This window comes from Variovorax sp. 05N34, from assembly GCF_056397405.1.
Window position 1 is genome coordinate 158470 of the sequence record NZ_JBFTNI010000003.1, and the last position, 18355, is coordinate 176824.

The following is an 18355-nucleotide window of genomic DNA, read 5'->3' on the forward strand; positions in this document are numbered from 1 at the left end:
CGTTTCTGCCAACGCTAAGGCCTAGTGGCCAGGCCATGCGCTCGAAGGGCTGAAAATCCCAAGAGCCCCATACGGCACGCTACGAAAGGCGCCCGAAGGTCGTCTCGGTTCTCAACTCGACTCAACTAATTTGAGGGCGATTGAGGTTCCCGCGCTCAATGACCAGTCTTCAACTTTGACAAAGCCGACAGCCGGCGCAGCGCATCACGGGCCGCCGTCAACTCTTCCGATCGCCCGACTTTCGCCTCCAACAGATCTAGCGCCTTCGAGATCACCTCGGTGTCGTCGCGCTTGAGACGTTCTGGCGGCTCGGGTGGGGCGTCATCGTCTTCAGGCCGCACCTCGACATCCGGCGCTGATTGTTTTTTCTCGCCGGTCTCCCCCGTGTAAGTGGACTTGCCGGTCTTCGTCAGCACCCTGCCGCGCCGCCAGAACCTGAACTTGGCACCTACGGGAAGATCGGCGAATTGCATGCGCTGGATACTAAGCGGCACAACCCCAGTCGGATCGCGCGGCCAACTGATTTCTGCCAAACCCGCCCCAGGGCACGCTACAAAAGCTACAAAAGCCAATGGTCCGGCGTCCACCATGCTCCTTCAAATTTATTGAGCGCGGTTGAGGACCCTGAAGGTAGCGGCGATCACATAAGGGAGGCCGATCGGATTACCGGTTGGCTAACCAGTTGGACCGCAAACACACAATCCTTTTTTCAGTTCGCCACGGCTACTACTACGTTCGCGGCTTTCGCCACAACCCCGGTTCCAGTCCCACTTGCCAACTATTCCCCGGATCCTTGGATAGAAGCTGCGCTCGGATTGCTTGAAGCCGCCTAGACTCCGCGCCAGGAGCGAGAGATGAAAACATGGGGAATCTGCGCCGTGGCGCTTTTGGCGGGGTCAACACACGCAGGCACGATCTATCTTTGCAGGGCCTACAACGGTTCGACGTTCTGGGCCCAAGCGCACTGCAGCCAGCACAACGCCCTAATTGAACGCATTGAGCATGTTGCCGACGTGCCATGGGAACAGCAGGTGCAGCAGGCCGAGCAAGGGAAGGCTGCTCGCTCTCAACAGGCGCAAGCTAGTACCGGGGAATCTCAGCGATCGATCCGATGCGCCCAACTCGTGGCCGAACGCAACAAGATCGAAAGCCGATACACGAACTGGCAATGGCAGCCGCCGGAGGTCATCAACCCCGATCAGCAACGGATGCGAGGGCTTCGCGCAGAACTGTCCGCAAACCAGTGTTCAACGCAGTAGCCCAGTGGGAAAGAGATTCAATGAAGACCCTGTTGATCGCATTCATTGCCCTGAGCAGCTCTTGCTGTTGGGCTCAAGAAACCGCATCACCCCCTCATCAAAGCACCACGTCACCATCGGGCGCCAGGTTCGAACTTATTCAGTCCCCGTTGGCTGCCAAGTGGACGTTCAAGCTTGATCGCTTTGCAGGGCGCGTGTGGCAACTCGTACGAACCAAGGACGATGAAAACGCTTGGGAAGAAATGCCAGTCGCCGCATCCATCCCGCTGGCGGACAGCACCCGTCCCCGCTTCCAGATCTTTTCCTCGGGACTCGCCGCACGGCACACCTTCCTCTTGGACAGCTTAAACGGAAAGACCTGGGTCTTGAGCGCGGGCAAGCGAAAGGCGTCGAACGGAACCGAGTACGAGATTGTTTCGTGGCAGCCTTTTGCCGAGTAAGCGGCGGCGTGACTCCAGCGCCCACAACAAACGAGATGAACGACACGATGAACGCTCAGCTAATTGCGCCGATCATTCTGGCCGCCCTCACAAGCGGATGTGCGATCTCAAATCAGACCTATGGGCCCACTGGAAAGATTGCGCACACGATTTCCTGCAAAGGCGCGATGAACAGTATCAGCAACTGTTTCGACAAGGCCGGCGACATTTGCGGTAAGGCTGGATACGACCTCCTGATGCAGGAAGGAACAGCCACCCCATTCGGCATCTCTAGCGGCTACGCCAATACATCGGGCGGATCGTTCAGCGGGTTCGGTGGGTCTGCTGTCAGCCGCAGCATCATGGTTCAGTGCAAGGCCCTGCCTTCTTCATCGCAAGGAACAAGCTCATGAAGCAACTCGCCTTCGCCGCGTTGGCCATTGTTCTCGCCGGCTGTGCAGCAACCAGCGGCCCCCTGCGCATGCTCGCAGACGGCAAGGCGTACACCGGCTCCTACGACAAGCGCACCAGCTCGATGGACGTGAACATCGACGGCCGCGTGTACAAGGGCACCTATGCCCTTGACTCAACCCGGAGCGTCGGGGCTGGCTTCGCTACAAACGGACAATCGACCGCGAGCGGCTTCGGAGGCGGCAGCACTGTATCGAGCAATGCCCGCGCCGTCTTGGTTTCAGCGGACAACCAGGTGCTGCGCTGCCAGTTCGCCGCTGGGGCACAGGAGGCTGTTGGCGATTGCGTAGATGGGGCTGGCAGGAAGTACGACCTGATTGCAGGGCAGAACAAATGAGCACCCCAAAGAAACCGTCCAAACGACCGCCACAACCGAAGCCAGAACTGAGGGCGACTAGGCCCGCAAAATCTTCGATCTCATTCAAGAAGAAGGCAGCGGAACCGAAGGTCGAAGTCCGTCAACCGAATAAGAAATAGAGGCGCTTCATGCAATCCTTTCCGTTTCATCGCCCCCCTCAACCTGAGCCGGAACGACGTGGTCCGATCCCTCCGATCCCAGGAAAGGGCCCTTGGCCCAACCCTAGGATTTCGTAGCGAACAAGAAACCCGCGAGCCCGACTATCGGCGTGCAGATCGCGAGCTGCCGTACAAGATTGAGTTTCTTGGCAACGAACTCATTTCGCTTCGTCGCCCCAATGATGCGGTCTTCGATGTTCAGCAACTCGCCCTCCCGCCATTCGTCGAATGACGCATCGTGCTTGATGCGTTCCAGCAATCCGCCAGGCTGCGAGTACACGGCTGGGATCGGGTTGATCATCATGCAGCGGTAGACCAAGAGCGCGCTCAAGACCATCAGGTACACACAGACGAAGGTGCCGGCCACCACGGCCCCTGAATGATCTCCTGCAACTTTGATCGCATAGGCAACTGAGCCACCAACGCCGGCCAGCAAAACGGTGAGAGTCGTAGATGCTTCCTTGGCAAGCATGTCCGCTGTCGCGGCGCGCCCCTTCAGGTTCTCGATCCCGTTCTTCTCAATCCATTCAAATTCGCCTTCAACGAAGCGTTTCTTGGTTGGCGAAGAGCGTCTGATCAATCTATTTGAGGTAGCCATAGCGATGTCTCTTGGAGACGGGTTGACTGATTCCACGTAGCGCCGATCGTAGTTCGTCCTTTACAGACTGGCGAGCCTTGCCCTAAAGTGGGCCGAACCGCTCGTCGTGAACAGACTTCGGAAAGATCATGGCTGATCAAGACACCAAGATAGCTCGACCGCCGCAGCCTCCAGGGGATCTTCGCATTTCGTTGGAGGAGTCGATTTCTCGGGCACGACATGAGGCACTAGCGCGGGTTGCGTATGAAGAACGAATCGGGCGACTTGGAATCAGCCGAAGAACCAAAGGCTGGTTGGCTGTGGCTTCGCTCTTTTTGCTCGTGTACATGCTGAGCAAGTGACCGCTACAAAGGCGCTCACAGCGCCTCGCGTTGGCCGCGGAGAGCTGCGTTCATCGTCTTCGTGATCTCGCGCAACTCGCGCCAGTGCCCGCCTGTATAGGCGTTACGCGAGACCTTTGCTTTGCCTTCGGGCGTCTTGGGGCCGGTTGTCTTTTCCCACGGTCGCCAGGTGCGGATCAGCTCCGACTGTCGCGCCCTGCGTTCCGGTGTCCAGCCATTCGCCATCGATCTTCTCCAATTTTTTGATTTCAGGGATTGGCTTTTCACCCGCGGGCGCGGGAACGCCGTTGTTGATCTGCTGTTGCCCGCCGTTGTTGATGTTGGCTTGCTTTGCGAACACGGGCGGGTTCTTCACTGCGGCAAGGGTCTCAAGCGTCGCCCTGCACTGTGTCTGAGCCTTCAACGCGAGCCGCAGGTACGTTTCTGCAGCCTGCGGGAAGCCGCCCTCCATGTTCCGGTGAGAGCGCCGTGCCAGATTATTGAAGAGCTCGTCCAGCGTGTGAGCCTGCGAGATCAGCATCCCCTCGGCGCGCACAAGGCTTCCTCGATTCACCGCCTCGACTTGGTCGGACAGCTCCTTCACCAGCGCATTCACTTCAAGGTTGCTGCCCTCGAACATCTGGATGGTGACGGCAGCTTGGACCTGAGGGCGAGCCACGACCCGCGCCATAGCAGCATCGCTGTCCTCGTCCTGGTGCAGCGCCACTTTCAGGACGTTCCTGGGGTTGCTCGGCACACTCGGCAACGCGGAAACCTTGTCTCGCGCGCCCATGTCAGTGAAACGATGAAGCGTTCGGCCCAGACATCGCGGGCTTGAGGCTCTCGATGTAGAGCATGGTTTGCGTGCGTGTGGAATCAACGAGGTTCCGATGTTCAGGCGGCACCTTGAAGGCTAGTAGCTCCGCAATGTGCTTTGGGTCTTCCTCTGCATGTAGACGAAGCGTGCGTGCCGTTGATTTGCCGTGCGCCTTCTCTACTGCTTCGACGTACTCGATTGGGATCGGATGTCCACCTTCGAGCGCCATCATGTAGCCGAGCAAGGCAACCGGGTGAACATGGCGAACCAGATACCCGGCGGTCCCTGCAAGCGCCGCGGCCGTGAAGTGCAACTCGATCGGATGATCTCCAAGATCCTCCTTGAGCCACTTGGCATGGCCTCGCTCGTCTTCGAGATGCTTGGCGAAGAAGGCCTTCAGTTCGCCCTCAAAGCCTTCGTCCTGCAACAGATAGATTGCCTCGTCGAGCAGCAGTTCGCTGGCGATGATGACCTGATACCAGAATGCGAGATGGTCGAGCATTGAGATTTCCTAGAAGAATGCCGCGCCGGAGTAGGCGGCATAGCCCATAGCCGCGAGGCCTGCTGCGCTCACGCCGGCCTGCGTTTGTCCTGCCGCCGCGGCGTTTTCTGCGTTCACGCCGGCAAGCTGAGCGTTGTACTGACCGCTTGTAGCGCCGAGCAGATCGGGACCAGCGGTTTGGCCCTGCTGCCCGGGCGTGCTGAAGTTCGGGTTGGTAACCTGCGAGCCGGATCGCAGCGCGTTCAATTCCTGCAACGGCAGATTTCTCAGCGTTGTCCGTTCCGTCAATTGCTGCTGACGTGCGGCGTTGTTCAGACCAGCATTCTGGAATCCGTAGCCAACCCCCTGACCCAAGAGGCCAGCTTGTTGGCTTCCGTAGTTGATGCCCTGTCCCAACAATCCGGCCACATTTTGTTTGAGCCCTTGATTGGTCGTGGCCTGATCGAAGAATTGCTTCTGAGCCTGCAACCCGGCAAGCTGCGCGGCAATGTCGGCATCGTTGCGCGTCTTGCCGAAGTTCTGCTGTTGGATGCCCCAGCCCTCTGACCCAGCCGTCAGACCCTGATTCGCCAGCTTGGCATCGAGTGCTGCTTGCTGTTGGTCAAGCTGTGGGTTTTGGCGCTGGCGGATGAGGTCGGTTGCCTTATCCCATGCATCCATCCCAGTGTTGGCATCCACCCCGCCTTCCAGGCTTTTGACGTAATCGTTGTAATCGTTGATGCCGCCCTGCAAGCTCCTGACGTAGTCGTTGTAGCCGTTGACCAGCGCAGAATTGTCGGTCGTCAAGTCCTGGAGGGCGGACATATCCAAGGGCTGCGAGAGCGTGTCGCGCACTCGATCCATCGCCGAACCTTGAAGGTCAGCAAGACCAAGGCTCGTGCGGTTGTACGCATCGAGCAACTGCTGCCCAGTGTCCGACAACTGGATCTCCGAGGACCAGTGATCAGGATCGGTCGTGAACGAGTTCTTATCAGGCGCGGCCAGCAGTTGCCCTGTCTTGCCGTAGTACTCCTGAAGACCTGCGTTCTGCTGAATTTGCTGTTGCTGGCTGTTGTACTTCGACATGGCAGCGTCATAGCCAGCCTGGTCGAATCCGTTGCCCTGCGAATACTTGATGGTCCCGTAGGGGGTGACCTGATCAATCCGATTGGCTGACGTTTGCGCACGAGCGGCCTGGAGATTCCCTGCAGCTTGGGCTTGAGCTTGGCCGACATAGTCGGGCGCCTCGGGGGCGCTGCTTTTTCCGTATAGCCGCATGCGTCCTGCAATCGGAGCGAATGCGCGAGGATCAAGACCAGGAATGTCGAGGAGATGTTTCATTGGGGGCTGCGATGTTCGATCGCCGACTTGATCCAAGAGCTGATTTCATGCTCGACAAAGCCGATGGCGTGATCGCCAAGCCTCACGGAGCGAGGGAAAGTGCCGCGGCGGATGCGGCTGTAGATCGACGACCGCGACAAGCCGACTCGCCTTAGCACCGCCGGCAATCGAAGGATGCGAATCCCCTCGTCTGCGTCGTCAGCGGCAGGGCCGTAGCTGGCCGTGGTTGCACTGGGTTGGACGTCTTTGAACATGGAAGTATGGTCGGATTTCAAGTCCAATCTCTCGATGCCGCCGAGTGCCGATTTGTCCCCTTACCAATCCTCTCGACGGTGCTCGATCCATATCGCAATGTCGGTGAGGCGATAGCTGATCCGACCTCCCCCGACGCCTCGGGTGTAGTGCTTCGGCGCTCGGCCCTCTTGGCGCATGTGCTTGAGGTAACCAGCCGCGTAGCCGAGTAGGCCCGCAGCATCCTTCTCATTCACACGAAGGTCCGCGGAAATGATCAGCTCACGTTGCAGGGCGGCGGCGTGAAGTTGGTCCGCTGTCGTCTGGACGGCTGCCGGGTCTGCGTCGCTTCTCATAGCACTGCGACCGCCTGGAACGCCGGGCACCGTTGCGGCATTTGGATGAGCGCCTCGACGACTCTTCCGGCGCCCGCCGCTTGCCAAGCAGAGCAATGCTTGCCGCTCAAGTTGGCACACTCGATGCACATGCGCCGGTCGTCCAACTCCCGATCTCGCTTCACCAAGGCGTCGGCCAGTCGCTCAGACTGTTCGACGCGCAAGCCGCGCTTCGAGAACAACACCGACCTAGCAGACATGCGGTCGATCTCAGCGCCCGTCATCGCGTCACTGTGCGGCCAGCACCACCGATCCATGTCCCCGGGATCGAACTCCGGATCATTCACCAGGTCCGCCGACACCTCGAAATTCTGCAAAGGTGCGGGGGACGGGGCTACAAAAGCTACAAAAGGGGCTTCTGTAGCTTTCGTAGCGTCCTCCTGGGCTCTCTCGCCGGATTTCTTGAGCCGCGCCAGCCAGTTCATGCCGCCCCCCGGGGGTTCACGTCGTACCGCTCGCTTGGGCGTCCGCCGGTCTGGATGACGTCACGTCGAAGCCAGTCATAGTCCGCCAACACCTCTGCCGCCTTCCGTACGGCATCGGGAGTAGCCAGCCCCGCCCAGTGCTTCACGGCCACCTCACGGGGCGTGAATGAGCCTCCCAGAGCCCCCGCAGCTACCTTGGCGAGCAAAGTCTTAGCGGCGCCCGTCTCCGGCATCACAGCGGCGCTGTAGAGCCGTTCTGCATGGCTCCGGAGGTATTCGCTCCACGCCAGCGCGCGCAGAAGGTGCTGCTCGGTGATCGTGCCGGCCTCCGGTGAGTCGATCATGGTGAAGACTAGGGCAAGCGCCGGGATCAGCTTTCGATACTTTGAAAGATGCGCCACCAAAGCCGGGTGCATGTTGCCGCTTCGGATTTCGCGCTCGAAAGGTTCGCGCCACTCGTTGAACAGGGCTTGTGACCCATCGTCGAAACGCCAAACACGCGGCTCGTCGGCTGTATCCAGTTCTCCGAGCCGATCGAAGACGTCGCCCGCCAACTGCTTTGCGGGGGTGTCGGGCCACTGATCGACGTTCTTGAACTCGCCTCCTATATCGGGCCAGACCGTGAGTCCGAAACGCTGCAAGAGCCCGTCGTCACCAGCGCCACCGGAGACGGCATCACGGACGTAGCTTTGGATCCGACCTGGCTGGATGCCGCCGAGCATGGCGAGACAGACCCGAGGAATGCGCACAGTGCCGCGGCCGATGCGATCAAACGTGTAGCCTTGATTGCCGTCGTAGGCTTGCAGATAGAACGCTCGTGCCCCTTCCTGGCCTTCGCGGTCCATGCCTTTGAGCAAGCCGTGAATCTCATCCCGGTAGGCCATGAAGCCCCAGGGGTTTGCGCTCATCAACTCGCCCAACTTTTCGACTGTGGCGTCATTCACGATGAATCGCCGCTCGGGTGGGCACGGAGGCACCTCAGTTGGCTTGAGCAGGGAACGCGCTTTCTCCGGGTCCTTGGCCGCAACCTTCCGCGCCTCTTTGTCGTTGGCGTCATCCGCCATCTCGGCGACCTTGGCATCGAGTTCCCACGCCTCGTGCTCGGCTTCCCAGGCTTCCCGGGCTTTCCCCTCCAGCCGGTTCAGGGGACGCAGTGACTCGCTCAATGCCGGTGACTTCATGACACCGGGGCTACCGATGATCAAGCCCCATAGATTCGGCACCACTTGCCAATCGTCCTTCGCCTTCGGCTGCACGACAGCACGCGCGCCGATCAAACTTGAGATCGCTGTGATCGCGCCGACCGCGGGAAAGTCAGGCGGGCACTGCATGCGGTGCGCGATGTCCATCACCCACGGGCGGATCTGTTCCGGCAGAAGCTCGGGATCGAACGCCATCACAGGAGGGAGTGCATCCGGCAGCGGCATTGGCTCGCTCCAGCCATCGAGGACGGGCTTTGCGGAATCAATGGAGCCACGCACGGCCGAAAGAGCCAAGTTCGATACGGCCGCATTCATGCCGCACCCCCGATCTTCACAGCGCCGGCAAGCCGCATCAGGTCGTTGAAGTCCGTGTCCCTTGGACCTCGCGCGAGACTCGAGAAATCTGGCACTGCGACAGAGCCCCCAACCGCCGCAGCCGCGAGGCGCGCACAGGTGAGTCCGGGGTTCTTGAGTTCACCAGTCCTTATGTCCTTGGTCTTCCAGTCGTCGTCCGCCGCGATGACGATCGAGAGGCAGGGATACTTCGCCCGAAGAGCGCGTGCGACGGGCTCCAGGTTGCCGGAGTTGAACGCCACTGCGACAGCGTCGCCGGTGGCTTCATGGACGGTCGCGCAGGTCGCATAGCCCTCTCCGAGGATCAGGCGACCGCTGGGACGTCCGATGGAGTGATAGCAGGCCTTGACCTTGCCTCCTGAGAGAAACAGCTTGTCGCCCTCTGCGTTGATTCCTTGAAGGCTCCAGAGCTTCCCAACGGTGTCTCGCATCGGGATCATCAGCACGTTGTCGATCGTGGTGATCTCGCCGGTTTCACCATCCCAACGCGGCCACTTCCCGGTCCGCAGTCCAAATGACTTCACCGCTTTCGCCGTCAAATACGGGTGCGCAATAGCCGGCATCGCCGCAGCCCAGAGATCTGCCGCCTTCACAGCCGCCGAAGTGTTGCGGTCAGCCGTCTCACGATCGCGCAGACGTTGCGCGGCCTTGATGCGCTCTCGGATTGCTTGCCGCTCCGAAGTGCTGAGTTCGTTGTCGGACTTGGCGCACCAGTTCTGCGCTTCGCCGGATCTCCAGTCACCAAAGGTGCCGGCCGGTAGGTTGTCGAGGTGAAGCACGTACCAGCCCGCATCATCCTTGCGCTTCCCGGTGGGGCTGAAGCGGTGAAGCCGGCCGTCAGCATGGATTTCATCGGGAGGCGTTATGCCTGCAGCGTCCATTGCTCTGCGGAAGAGGTCTACTGGGTCGGTCATTGGCTGCCCTTGATCTGGTCGAGCAACTGCTGCGCCGCCTCGATGTTGTGAAGGGGCTTGAGCCAGCCCCACTTTGCCGCGTAGTACGGGGCTTCGGTGTCGCTTGGCTGGGCCTTGATCAGCGCGTGACCGAGCATCGCGTACTCCGCTGCCAACGTGGCGAACTGCTTTGATTCGGTCTCCGTCATGCGTCCTCCGGCTCGTTGAGCGTGTAGAGCGCCATGCGGGGATGTGGGCGACCATCAGCCGCCCATGCGGTCACGAGATCGGTGTCGATCGAGTAACCCTGCTCGCGCAGTTCGAAGATCCGGGTCGGGGCTTGAAAGCAGCCGAGTGCGCGAAGCTGGTCAGTCGTCTTGGCGCCTGTACGAAGAGCTTTCAGGATGATCTGGTGCTGGGCTTTGCGATCGAGATGAAACCGAAAGGGCGTCCCCAGAGCAGCCTCGACAGCCGTAAAATCGAGGCCAGTGATGTTCCCCTCGTAACCCGGCTGAGTTGTCGTAGATTCAGTCGGGTTATTCATTTGGCGCCCCCTTCTGAAGGGACGGCGCCCATGAGCTTTCGGATCTCAGCAACGGGCCAAGCCAAGCGGCCGTTCACCCGATTAGGACGCAGGGGGCCGTTCTCCAAACACGCCCAGCCGCGAAGGGTTTGTGGACGGCGGTTTAGGTAATGCGCGGCGGCCGCTGTATCGACTGCTGGCCGGGTTTCACGATCGAGAGGGACAAACGCAGCGTGGTTTTCGGCTTGCGTTGACTCTGCGCCCTGAGGCGTAGCGGTTTGCATAGATGCTCCAAAACGCCTCCGAATGGCGACGTATGGAACCCAATTCTTTTCAGATCGTTCGAACCGAGAAACCGCCGAGATAGGTCCAAGAAAATGCCGAGAACCAGCCGAGAATTAGTCGCCCATGCGATGCTGACGTCGTGGGAGCTGCCTCATCACCGAGGACAGTTCGGCTGCAGCGTTGGGCTCCTTGAGCTTGCCACGTGTCCGAGCCCATTCGATCGCTGAGAGTTCTTTCCAACCGCGCGCGCCCGCCTTCGCGCACGCCGCCAAGCCGTTCTTGCTCGCGTCTGCCAAATCTGCAACAACCGACGGCCAGCGCCCTGCATATTGGTCGGTTAGCGCCTTCTTTGTGAGGACCGCCTCGATCGCGCTAACTTGGTCGCTAACCATGTTGGCCGGCTTGGTATCCAGCTCGGTATCCACCCTTTGGGCCGCTTTCCCCTTGGCAACCAGCTCAAGGACCTTCTTCACGGATTCACCGCGGGCGCCCAACCATTCACCGATCCACGAGTGGTAACGGAGTCCCCTTTCTTCAGCGACAGCGAGCCACAGCCCTAGCGATCGCTTTACTCCGTCGCCAGCGACATCTTCGAAGACGCGCCGCAGGATTGCGTAGTCCTTCGGCCCGGTGCCGTCCTCGTGTGTAGTGCTCATCGGGTCAGCATGAGGATCGTGGGGATTCGCTCCGGACAGCAGCATTGCTGCTTCGTCAACGGATATGTTCGCCAAGCCCCACCAGACGCTCGCCTCGTAAATCTGTTCGAACCATGCGGCCGTGTAGCCGCTTTTCAGCGTCCATCTATAGGGTGCCGATTGCCGCCCTAACCAGGCATTCACATCCTCAGGAGTCAAAAGCTCGTAGTACGGACGAACGACCGTGGGCCGATCTGGCAGGGACGACTGCGGGTCTCGCACGATCAAGTCCCCAGCCTGAGCGGCGGAGATCATCTGCCGCACCAAGGCTTCTCGTGAGCCTTTGTGCCAACTCAGTTGCTCTGCAATGGCATTCGATGCGTTCTCGATGGTCCAGTAGTCTGGGCCCGTTCCATGGGGGAGCAGGCGAAGGTCAATGCCTCCGCGTTCCTTCAGAAATGGGGCGAGATCTTCCCGGGGGAGTACAACCGTCCTCTTCAACGCCGCGCCGGCAATGAAGGTCTCTTTTTTCAGCGTTGACGCATTTCGAACGGTGAGGGTGCCACTCTCTGCCGCTCCCCGAAGCTCTCCCTCCAAGTTGACCAACGCGACCCCAAAGTCCATCCGATCATCAGTCTCGCCTCGGTCTGGCCACATGGCTTCCGCCATTTTCAGAGCCAAGTCGCCGAATGGAATCGGCACGTTCTCCGGGAGTTCGATGTATCGCTTAATCACTGGCCGAACCGGTCGCGGAAATCCTTCCGGCAAAGCCAGTTCGTTCATCTCAAACCATACACCGGCTTCGATCAATCGGATGCAGCACGCCCAGCTATAGGTCATGTCTAGCGTACATGCGGTGAAGTGGGCCCGATCGGACGCGCCGCTCTTCAGGAGCCTGAGACGCTTATCGAAGTCCTTGCCTTGGTTGAAGCTCTCGTCGTAGTCGTCCCACTCCAGATCATCTGGGTCGATGTTCAGCGACAACGCGACCGCTTCCGAGATCCTGACCTCTTTTAGCGCCGACCAGTGTTTCCAATCGATCTGACCCATTGCACCCCCTCACAGCGCAGCCCTGAAAAAGGTGCCAGCCCAGCCCGTCAGGGAACGGGTCTTTGGTGATCAGCCTAGGGCTGGCAAAAACTAGTTTATCGATCCGCCGATGGTCGCCCGCCGCGAGCAACAAACTCGATTGCGCTGCTGTCGCTCTTACCGAGATTGCATGGGACGCAGGCTGCAACGAGGTTCAGCGCGTCATCGCCGCCACCGAGAGCCCGCGGGAGCTGGTGTTCTACGTGCCACTTCCCCGTGAGATCCAGCTTTGCGCCGCAGTAGTGGCATTTGCCGTCTGAGTGCTGGAAGATATCTCGCCTCCGGCGAGAAACGTACCGCAGTGGCGCGGGCGGGGAGGTCAAAAGCGGCTCATCGGGCCAAAACTCGCTCTGAACCGTGATGCTCGGCAAAGCCACCCGCTTGTCGTTCGCAGCATTCAGGCGACGACGTGCTGCCGCGAGAGCTTGCACCTTGTCGTCCGAGACGCTGAGGACCACGCCTGCCTGCGGATGGATCACCATGTAGCGCGTCGTATGCAGGCCGCGTGAGACACCGGTCATGCTTGCCAAAGCATATTGACCCTCCTCCCCGAAGACGCCTCCGTAGATGGGTCGTTGCAGCAGGCGATCCTTTGACATGCTCAACTCGCATCTTCGTCCGGGGCAGAGCGCACCAATCGCAAGCCCTTAGCTTCGCGCAAAATGGATTGCAAGCCTTTGTCGTTGCGGGCCGCCACCGCCTTGAGACGAGTCTCTGCCGCCGTCTGGATGCCCTCGTCTCTCGCGATCTCGGCTTCTTTAACCGCATCCCTGATGGCCTGGAAGGCATCTGCCAAGCTGTCCCGCAGCTCGCCGTCCTTTGGGACATCAAAGCTCAATGCACCGTCTGACGTAACGAACACCTCAGACCAGATCAGGTTGATGAGAACGTCAACCAACTTAGCCCGTTCGGCACGGAACACCGAGTCTGATTTGTCCGTGCGATCGGCACCCTGCCGGAGGGCTCGGCGTTCGGCTGAGAGCCTGAGTTCGTTTCGCTTCCGCTCTTCCTCGCGCTCTTTGCGCAGCAAGGTTCGGCAATGAGCGTCCGCCTTGGACACAGGCACTTCGACGCAAAATAGGCCGGACCTACCGCGTTTGCGAATGGTCCCACTCCAATCCTGCCCGCTCCCATCTTTTGTGTGAGTGACCTGCACCTTGTTCCTCCCTGGCTGCCCCGGGAAGTAGGTCAGGTCGGGGACCAGCCCTGCAGCGACGAGCGCCTTTGCGGAACCGTAGTAGACGTCCGAACTTGAGTTGTAGCCGTCAGGTGTCCAAGCCTCGCGCTCAACGCCTGGCGCGTGAGGAATCAATTGCTTATGGACTTCGCCCCGGTCGTACCAGCTATGCGCGGTGTAGATGCCAGCGGCATTGCGAGCACGATCGTAAGAATGAACACGAACGAGGAAATCGAAGCCAAGAGGGCACTTGCAGCGCAACTCTCTTGGTCCGCCGGGTTCACCCGGAAACCTCAAACCAACTCCGAGCCCCGCAGCTTGAAGTTGAGCCTTGGTGCCTTCCCACGTTTCAGCGATACCGCCAAAGTCCTTCTTTAGAACCCAGTCGCGGTACTTGTGCCCGTTCTTAACAATCTCATCGTTGATGCGCTCCTGCTCCGCCTCGAACTCGGCGGCTCTTTCTGCCTTGCGCCGCGCCAACTGTACGTCCTTGGGGACAGTGATCTCGATGGTGACCGTGCCGTCATCGTGCTGACGAATAGCGGTGAATCCAGGCTCACGCCAACAGACTCTCTGCTTCGGCGCCACCGGCTCACCGGTCGGCAGGAAGGCCGTGTACCCATCGACGCGACCCTTCTGCGCAAGAAGCTGCTCGGCTTTCATGAGACCGGCGGCAATGAGGTCGCATGCGTTGCCCCGGTAGATGTCGCAGGACCAGCGCGAAGCAATCGCGACGCCGGGCAGAGAATGAGGAAAAGTCGCAGCGTGCGCGACAATGCGAGAAGCCATGATCACCTCCTTAACAGGTTGTTCTGGTTAGCCGGTCTCGGTGTTCCACCACCTTGGCCGGCGCCTTGATTGCCTCAGAGAAGACGGCACCCGGTGCCGCCTTCCGCCCTGACGCGCGGCGGATCTATTTCGGCTCTACGTAGGTCGCATGCAGCCGCTTGATTTCTCCCATCGCACCCAAGTACGCGGGCACCCATGCCGGAATCGGCGTGATGCTGTTCATCCATCGACTGGGGGTGTTCTTGTCAACGCCGGTCTTTCGACAGAAGTCGGATTGTTTCCACCCCAGTTGTTGCAGAGCGGACGCGAATTGGTCCGGCGTCATGTGCTCGTCTGCTGCTTCGTTCGCCATGGAGGCAATGTAGCAGATGCTCCCTTGATGCGTACAATTTATTTTATTTCGTACTCATATTTGACATAACGCCCGTTGCATGGTTTCGGCGTTGTGGACAACTTCTTGGTGCAAGTCGCCTCTCTCCAATCACAGCGGGCAGCCACGTCGTCCGCTTAGTTTTTGAGCAACACACCGGTTGGTGTTCGGCACAAAGTTATCCACAGCAGCTTGTTTCCGACAGCACCGATGGCCGCGTGGCTACAAAAGCTACGAAAGAGGGTTTTGTAGCTTTTGTAGCGTCATCCCGGACACTTCTGGCGACACCGACCACCCGCATCGAAACGGTTGAGGAACCGCAATTGGCACACGATCGCACCCGGCAAAATTGCTCACGATCGCGACCAAACGTGAGGTGAAGCCTTGAGGGTGCTGTTGGTGAACGATTCAGTTGCGATACAGCAGAGCTTCGCCCGCTGGCTGCAGTGCGTTCCGGGATTGGTCTTCGTGGGCCACGCAGGACTCGGGTATCGACGTGTTGCGCTATATCAAGCGGCGCCACCCCGATATCAAGGTGATGGCGCGGCGCCGGGAAGCACCTGCCGACACGGCCGCCGCCAAAGGAAAAGGGTTAGCTCGCGTTAACGAGCTGAGCTAACCCTTCATGAGATGGTGCGGCTGGTAGGAATTGAACCCGCGACCCCTTGGTTCGTCGCTCGTCGCTCGATCATGTACTGTTCTGCAGAGAGTCTGACGGGTCAGTCCCGCAGATTCCCCGCGCAGACGGACGGGCCCATCAGTCTTGATCGCCTCCGTCACCCCCAGCCATGAGGCTCAGGACGTAGCCAAACTCGTCGCTCGTAAACGCGCCCGTCGCAAGATCGACAGTCAGATCCTCTAGCTGCGGGTGCGCTGGGATGTCGATCCCTTGCTCTTTCAGATACGCCAGAGCGCACGCCAACGCGGTGCGCTTGTTGGCGTCATTGAAAACGTGGCCCCTAGCGAGGGCGACGGCATACATCGCCGCAATGCCGAACACATCGTCCAGCCCAGCGTAGAGCGCATGATTTTCGACGCGCCCTAGAGCGGAAATAACGCCTTCCCGACCGCCGCCCGCAAACCCGGGAAGGCCTCCCAGGTCGCGAATGATTTCGTCGTGCACTGTCACGACGAAATCGACATCAAGCAATCAACGATCCTTCAGCGCGACAAGGACTTCGCGGTGTTCGTTGATTACGTGACGCGCCGCGTCGAGGACCTGGCGCTTTTGCGCAGGCGTATGTGCACGCACCTCGACCCTTGGACGGATCATGACGCGATGCCCGTTCTGGGCCCGCATCTTGAGTTGTTCAAGTGTGAGCATGATGCTCTTCTTCCTAATCGTGGCTCGATGGAGAGCCAGTCATCCTGCAAGCTGTGCAGCTCGCTTACCTTTAGAGGTATCGGCGCCGCTGGTAGTTTCTTCACTGCTTCTGCAGCAGTTCTACTAACGATCGATATCTCTCTTCGCTAGATTCTGCCTGATTTCGTAGCACCGTTAATAACGGTTTGCGAGAGCTCCGTTGCTAACCGGGGATTTCAGGACATTTTTAACTAGGGCAAAAAGTGCGATCCCCATTTTGACAGCAGATGCGGGCGCATCGTAAAACCTCAATGTTAGTGGCCACACTTCCCTAATCCCTGATGAACGTTGCATCGGCTCGTATGCAGACCCTGACCGGCGCCTGCTCGTACCCCTCCGTGCCCATGGGGGCTGTGGATTGTTGGCAGAGCGGCAACTCCGCGACGGGTCAAGCTGGTCGAGGTCCACTGTGCGCCACTGTCGCTGCAGACTGGTGGGCGCCAACAGGAATCCTGTCGGCTCGTTTCATGCCATCAGGAAAGCAAAAGCTGTATGCTTATCCAGTATGAGAGTCCGAATGAAACGTCGCTACAGAGGCGGCCGGAAGCTCTCGCCGCAGGAGTTCTCGGAACAGCCTTGGAGCCTCGGAATGCTCCAACTCACGCGACAGGCCGGGTTGGACGCCATTGGGTTGTACGAGAGCGGACCAGGGCAAAAGCAGGAGCCCTATGGACTGCTCTATCGTCCGGTGATCGCTGCATTGTTCAGCGACACGATCAGCTTTTCAGGCGTGGAGCGCGCCTCTGCTGGAGTTTGGGTCCACCAGACTTGGTACTGTGAGACGAGAAGCGCCGCCACTTAGCGCCAACAAGACCACCGATTGCGGCCTCAAGCATGGCGAGCGCCATCCTGGTTCGGCGTGAATGGCACCTTGGCCTCCTCAAGAATCCACCCTTCGATCCGCTCGTGATGGACGCGCAAAAGATCCAGAGGGCGCACGGTGTAGTGCTTCTCTGCCGTCGCGCTCGGCTTGTGCCCTTGGATCTGGGCAACCACACCGGCAGGGATCTCCATCCATTCGCTCAGGCTCTTGAAAGATCGCCGCAGCCCGTGCTGTGTGATCTTCGGGATCGCCGCCGCACGACAAGCACGCGCATGCATGTCCCGCGGTTCTGCCATGGCCCCGTACCTTTCCTTCTCGATCTCCGTCATTAGCCCCTTCGCCTTTGAGTTCGCGAAGACAAAGCCGCTGTATCGAGGAAGCGCCTGCAGCAAGCTGGCCACATAGGGTGTCAGCGGGATTTCTCTCGCGCCCTCGACCTTGTCGCGGATCACCATCGACTTCCACTGCCAGTTAATGTCCTCCCACCGAAGCACAAGCAATTCCCCCGGCCTGCTCCCGACCAGCAATAGACACTGAAGGTAGGTGGAGATCAGAGGGCTACCGAGCCCCCGAACTGCCTCAAACCAAGCTTTGAGTTGCTCGCGCTGCAATGCATCCTTCTTTACACCCGAGGTGCCAAGCGTCTCGCGCGTCTTTTGAGTCTTCGCGGGGTTCTTTGCTGGGATGAGATGCGCATACTCCGGTTGCTCGCTGCACCAAGTGAGGAACACCTGCAGCAGCCGCCAGGAAAGCCGCGCCGAGGCTGGGCGGGTCTTGGTCTGCGTCGTGGCCCATCGCTCGATCGTCGGCGAATCAAGCTCGCGCAGGCGCACGGCCATAAGCGGGTAGAGAGGGCCGGCGATCGTTACTCCCAGCCCCCTCGTGCCCCTCTTTGCCTTCTCGCCGCCGGCCTTGGACAGCTTCACATGGTCGTTGTAGTGGACGTCGCCCCATCGTTCCTTACGGTCGGCAAGGTAGACCTTCCAGACTTCACCGACGGTGAGCGCCTCGCCCTCAATGGCTTTTCGCTTGGCAACATCGGTCGCGATCGTCTCGGCCTTCACCGCCCGCGGATCCCTTCCCTCGTCGATCTGGCGCTGAAGTTCTCGGGCCTTTTCCTGCGCATCGCCGATCCGCCAAACATCGGGGCTTCCGATGGTCATGCGAACCGTTTTGCCTTGGTAGCGGCTCTGAAAAACATACGCCCTGCTGCCGTTGGCGGTGACCCTGAGAGCTAGGCCCGGTACGCCGCTGTCCCAAAGGAAGCCCTGCTCCTTGCCATCAGGGCACTTGAAAGCAGCGACGCGGCCGGCGGTGAAATTGACTCGCTCCATACAACTCCAGCGGTTACATGGTGGCCATGTAAGCAGCCATGTAAGCAGTTTGACCAAAAACTAACCAATCCTGATCAACGCCAGAAAAGCTGATGCCTGCGGTAAGCCGTTGATTTCAGTCGGTTTCTGAGGAGTGTATCAACGACAACGAATCGCGGCGAATCGTTTCAGCTGTGGAATCATAATCCACAGGTCCGCGGTTCGAGTCCGTGAAGAGCCACCAGTCAAACCGAGATCAAGCCGGT

General features: G+C 59.6%; 23 protein-coding genes. 4 read left to right on the top strand and 19 right to left on the bottom strand.

Annotated elements, in window-relative coordinates:
- Nucleotides 1-155: 155 nt before the first annotated feature.
- The gene (locus tag AC1DMA_RS09740; protein WP_478144050.1) at nucleotides 156-473 is read right to left on the bottom strand and encodes a hypothetical protein; all 318 of its coding nucleotides are present in this window, start codon (nucleotides 471-473) and stop codon (nucleotides 156-158) included.
- 806 nt (nucleotides 474-1279) lie between these two features.
- On the opposite strand from AC1DMA_RS09740, the gene AC1DMA_RS09745 reads away from it, so the two are divergent.
- Genes AC1DMA_RS09745 through AC1DMA_RS09755 form a run of 3 tightly spaced genes read left to right on the top strand, consistent with a single transcriptional unit; the run spans nucleotide 1280 to nucleotide 2486 of the window.
- A complete protein-coding gene (locus AC1DMA_RS09745) occupies nucleotides 1280-1699 on the top strand; it encodes a hypothetical protein (RefSeq protein ID WP_478144051.1) in 420 nt (139 codons plus the stop codon).
- Between the two features lie 35 nt (nucleotides 1700-1734).
- Nucleotides 1735-2091 (top strand): hypothetical protein, encoded by a 357-nt coding sequence (locus AC1DMA_RS09750; RefSeq protein WP_478144052.1) that lies wholly within the window; start codon nucleotides 1735-1737, stop codon nucleotides 2089-2091.
- A complete protein-coding gene (locus tag AC1DMA_RS09755; RefSeq protein WP_478144053.1) occupies nucleotides 2088-2486 on the top strand; it encodes a hypothetical protein in 399 nt (132 codons plus the stop codon). The genes AC1DMA_RS09750 and AC1DMA_RS09755 overlap by 4 nt, the downstream gene beginning before the upstream one ends.
- A 243-nt stretch (nucleotides 2487-2729) precedes the next feature.
- Here the strand turns inward: AC1DMA_RS09755 and AC1DMA_RS09760 are convergent, their stop codons facing one another.
- The 17 genes from AC1DMA_RS09760 to AC1DMA_RS09840 form a co-directional block, all read right to left on the bottom strand.
- On the bottom strand, nucleotides 2730-3263 hold the full coding sequence (locus AC1DMA_RS09760; protein ID WP_478144054.1) for a hypothetical protein: 534 nt from the start codon (nucleotides 3261-3263) through the stop codon (nucleotides 2730-2732).
- Between the two features lie 444 nt (nucleotides 3264-3707).
- The gene (locus AC1DMA_RS09765) at nucleotides 3708-4310 is read right to left on the bottom strand and encodes a hypothetical protein (RefSeq protein WP_478144055.1); all 603 of its coding nucleotides are present in this window, start codon (nucleotides 4308-4310) and stop codon (nucleotides 3708-3710) included.
- Between the two features lie 67 nt (nucleotides 4311-4377).
- Nucleotides 4378-4902: a hypothetical protein gene (locus AC1DMA_RS09770; RefSeq protein ID WP_478144056.1), complete on the bottom strand. Its 525-nt coding sequence runs from the start codon at nucleotides 4900-4902 to the stop codon at nucleotides 4378-4380.
- 9 nt (nucleotides 4903-4911) lie between these two features.
- Entirely contained in the window at nucleotides 4912-6222 is a 1311-nt protein-coding gene (locus tag AC1DMA_RS09775; RefSeq protein ID WP_478144057.1) for a hypothetical protein, read from the bottom strand.
- Nucleotides 6219-6476, bottom strand: a complete 258-nt coding sequence (locus tag AC1DMA_RS09780; RefSeq protein ID WP_478144058.1) for a helix-turn-helix transcriptional regulator — start codon at nucleotides 6474-6476, stop codon at nucleotides 6219-6221. Before AC1DMA_RS09780 ends, AC1DMA_RS09775 begins: the two co-directional genes overlap by 4 nt.
- Before the next feature lie 60 nt (nucleotides 6477-6536).
- Entirely contained in the window at nucleotides 6537-6809 is a 273-nt protein-coding gene (locus tag AC1DMA_RS09785) for a hypothetical protein (protein ID WP_478144059.1), read from the bottom strand.
- On the bottom strand, nucleotides 6806-7273 hold the full coding sequence (locus tag AC1DMA_RS09790) for a hypothetical protein (protein WP_478144060.1): 468 nt from the start codon (nucleotides 7271-7273) through the stop codon (nucleotides 6806-6808). The genes AC1DMA_RS09785 and AC1DMA_RS09790 overlap by 4 nt, the downstream gene beginning before the upstream one ends.
- Nucleotides 7270-8700: a YfjI family protein gene (locus AC1DMA_RS09795; RefSeq protein WP_478144061.1), complete on the bottom strand. Its 1431-nt coding sequence runs from the start codon at nucleotides 8698-8700 to the stop codon at nucleotides 7270-7272. The genes AC1DMA_RS09790 and AC1DMA_RS09795 overlap by 4 nt, the downstream gene beginning before the upstream one ends.
- Before the next feature lie 86 nt (nucleotides 8701-8786).
- Nucleotides 8787-9743 (bottom strand): toprim domain-containing protein, encoded by a 957-nt coding sequence (locus AC1DMA_RS09800; protein WP_478144062.1) that lies wholly within the window; start codon nucleotides 9741-9743, stop codon nucleotides 8787-8789.
- Nucleotides 9740-9931 (bottom strand): hypothetical protein, encoded by a 192-nt coding sequence (locus tag AC1DMA_RS09805; RefSeq protein WP_478144063.1) that lies wholly within the window; start codon nucleotides 9929-9931, stop codon nucleotides 9740-9742. The genes AC1DMA_RS09800 and AC1DMA_RS09805 overlap by 4 nt, the downstream gene beginning before the upstream one ends.
- On the bottom strand, nucleotides 9928-10266 hold the full coding sequence (locus tag AC1DMA_RS09810; protein ID WP_478144064.1) for a helix-turn-helix domain-containing protein: 339 nt from the start codon (nucleotides 10264-10266) through the stop codon (nucleotides 9928-9930). The genes AC1DMA_RS09805 and AC1DMA_RS09810 overlap by 4 nt, the downstream gene beginning before the upstream one ends.
- A 377-nt stretch (nucleotides 10267-10643) precedes the next feature.
- A complete protein-coding gene (locus AC1DMA_RS09815; RefSeq protein WP_478144065.1) occupies nucleotides 10644-12215 on the bottom strand; it encodes a hypothetical protein in 1572 nt (523 codons plus the stop codon).
- Between the two features lie 95 nt (nucleotides 12216-12310).
- Complete coding sequence (locus AC1DMA_RS09820; RefSeq protein ID WP_478144066.1) at nucleotides 12311-12853, bottom strand: HNH endonuclease; 543 nt, start codon at nucleotides 12851-12853, stop codon at nucleotides 12311-12313.
- A gap of 2 nt (nucleotides 12854-12855) precedes the next feature.
- Entirely contained in the window at nucleotides 12856-14220 is a 1365-nt protein-coding gene (locus AC1DMA_RS09825) for a hypothetical protein (RefSeq protein WP_478144067.1), read from the bottom strand.
- A 124-nt stretch (nucleotides 14221-14344) separates the two neighbouring features.
- The gene (locus AC1DMA_RS09830) at nucleotides 14345-14572 is read right to left on the bottom strand and encodes a hypothetical protein (RefSeq protein ID WP_478144068.1); all 228 of its coding nucleotides are present in this window, start codon (nucleotides 14570-14572) and stop codon (nucleotides 14345-14347) included.
- A gap of 775 nt (nucleotides 14573-15347) precedes the next feature.
- Complete coding sequence (locus tag AC1DMA_RS09835; protein ID WP_478144069.1) at nucleotides 15348-15740, bottom strand: type II toxin-antitoxin system death-on-curing family toxin; 393 nt, start codon at nucleotides 15738-15740, stop codon at nucleotides 15348-15350.
- On the bottom strand, nucleotides 15741-15914 hold the full coding sequence (locus AC1DMA_RS09840) for a hypothetical protein (protein WP_478144070.1): 174 nt from the start codon (nucleotides 15912-15914) through the stop codon (nucleotides 15741-15743).
- A 556-nt stretch (nucleotides 15915-16470) separates the two neighbouring features.
- On the opposite strand from AC1DMA_RS09840, the gene AC1DMA_RS09845 reads away from it, so the two are divergent.
- On the top strand, nucleotides 16471-16755 hold the full coding sequence (locus AC1DMA_RS09845; RefSeq protein WP_478144071.1) for a hypothetical protein: 285 nt from the start codon (nucleotides 16471-16473) through the stop codon (nucleotides 16753-16755).
- A 26-nt stretch (nucleotides 16756-16781) separates the two neighbouring features.
- Here AC1DMA_RS09845 and AC1DMA_RS09850 read toward each other — a convergent pair whose 3' ends face one another.
- Nucleotides 16782-18110: a tyrosine-type recombinase/integrase gene (locus AC1DMA_RS09850; protein ID WP_478144072.1), complete on the bottom strand. Its 1329-nt coding sequence runs from the start codon at nucleotides 18108-18110 to the stop codon at nucleotides 16782-16784.
- Nucleotides 18111-18355: the final 245 nt, after the last annotated feature.